Raw genomic sequence first — 1,360 nt, 5'->3', positions numbered from 1 at the left:
TCAAAGTCTTTCAGGTCAAGGCTGAGAGCAGTTTCAATGGTCTGGCGATCGACGGCACAAAACTGAAGGCCGATCAGGAGTCGATGAATGGACGCAAGGGCAACGTCGCGACCTTTGGCTTTACGGAGGATGTAAAAAATATTGGTGATGGTGGGAGCCGCACTATAACCCGCTAAGTTGCCGCGTTCAATTTGCTCGAAGATGAGAACTGCGTTCTCGACAAAGGGTTGCCGCTCTAGGATGAGGTCTAGAACGGTGTTGGTGTCCATGAGAATTTTCACGGGCAGGCTTACTGGTATTTTTGGGTGAGATAGTCGGTGTAGTCGGTTTGCAGTTCCTCATCGCTAGGGGCTGGTTCGGTCTGTTTGGCGATGCCCCGCAGTCCGGTGAGGGTACCTGGGGGGATGGACTGGGATTGAGGAGAGGGAAGTTGTTTTTGGTAGAGAAATTCGGCGATCCACATAAAAAATGCGCCACTGATCGTTCATGCGGATACTATCCTGACCTTGGCGTTCGGGAATGTAAATTAGTTTGTGTTAGAGGTCAAAACAAGATCTAATGAACTAACTACCCAGGGCATGACCGATGACCTTTCGTCCCGAACTCATCGACGAGTTACTCAAAGACGACCAGTGCCCTGACGACCTGATGGGCGAAGGTGGCATCTTCAAACAGTTGACCAAAGCTCTAGTAGAACGCTGCCTGAGTGCTGAGTAGATCACCACCTCACCGAAAAAAGCTGAGGCTGACGCCAGTAGCCCTAAGAATCGCTGCAACGGTGCGAGCAAGAAAACGATCAAGGGTGAGTTTGGTGAAGCCGAGATCGGCATTCCCCGAGACCGAAACGGCTCCTTTGACCCCCGGCTCATCGAGAAGGGCCAGACTCGCTTTACCGGTTTTGATGGCAAGATTCTGTCGTTGTATGCCCGAGGGATAACCACCCGCGATATCCAGGCGCAGTTGCAGGACTTGTATGGCGTCAACGTCTCCCACACCCTAGTCTCCACGGTAACCGAGGCAGTGGAGGCAGAGCGCAAAGCCTGGTAGAATCGGAGTCTTGATGCGGTATACCCAATGGTCTATTTCGACGCCCTGGTGGTCAAGGTGCGTCAGGACGGGCGGGTGATCAACAAGGCCATCCACCTAGCCTTAGGGGTCAATCTGTCCGGTCATAAGGAGCTGCTGGGGCTGTGGTATGACTAAGAATGACTTGCGCGATTCGTAATTGCTCAACTAGGTTGACCTCAGCAGGTCTTTGACAGAAGATGATAAACTTTTGCCATGAAGGAACTACCCCCTCTCGATGACCTAAGCCACGCCGAAAAGGATGCCCTGATTGGAGGGCTGTGGCAGGAGTTGC

The 1,360-nt window shown here is 52.6% G+C and carries 3 protein-coding genes and 1 pseudogene; 2 read left to right on the top strand and 2 right to left on the bottom strand.

Going from position 1 to position 1,360, the window contains the following annotated elements:
* Both V6D20_12885 and V6D20_12880 read right to left on the bottom strand, forming a co-directional pair.
* A partial coding sequence (locus tag V6D20_12885; protein ID HEY9816676.1) for a PIN domain-containing protein occupies positions 1 to 281 on the bottom strand: 281 nt, incomplete at its 3' end.
* 8 nt (positions 282 to 289) lie between these two features.
* A complete protein-coding gene (locus V6D20_12880) occupies positions 290 to 463 on the bottom strand; it encodes a hypothetical protein (GenBank protein ID HEY9816675.1) in 174 nt (57 codons plus the stop codon).
* Positions 464 to 585: 122 nt separating this feature from the next.
* Between V6D20_12880 and V6D20_12875 the strand changes: the two genes are divergently transcribed.
* Positions 586 to 717 carry a hypothetical protein gene (locus V6D20_12875; GenBank protein ID HEY9816674.1) on the top strand — a complete coding sequence of 44 codons (132 nt, stop codon included), beginning with the start codon at positions 586 to 588 and terminating at the stop codon, positions 715 to 717.
* Positions 718 to 1,203: pseudogene (locus V6D20_12870) on the top strand (transposase).
* The last annotated feature ends 157 nt before the right edge of the window (positions 1,204 to 1,360 follow it).

This window comes from Candidatus Obscuribacterales bacterium (assembly GCA_036703605.1).
Lineage (GTDB): Bacteria > Cyanobacteriota > Cyanobacteriia > RECH01 > RECH01 > RECH01.
Note: the sequence above shows the minus strand (reverse complement) of the source record. Positions and strands in the feature narration are given on the sequence as shown.

What these genes read in the sequence shown, in the direction of transcription:
- V6D20_12880 (HEY9816675.1), bottom strand. Translation starts at nt 463, where the DNA reads ATGTGGATCGCCGAATTTCTCTACCAAAAACAACTTCCCTCTCCTCAA.
- V6D20_12875 (HEY9816674.1), top strand. Translation starts at nt 586, where the DNA reads ATGACCTTTCGTCCCGAACTCATCGACGAGTTACTCAAAGACGACCAG.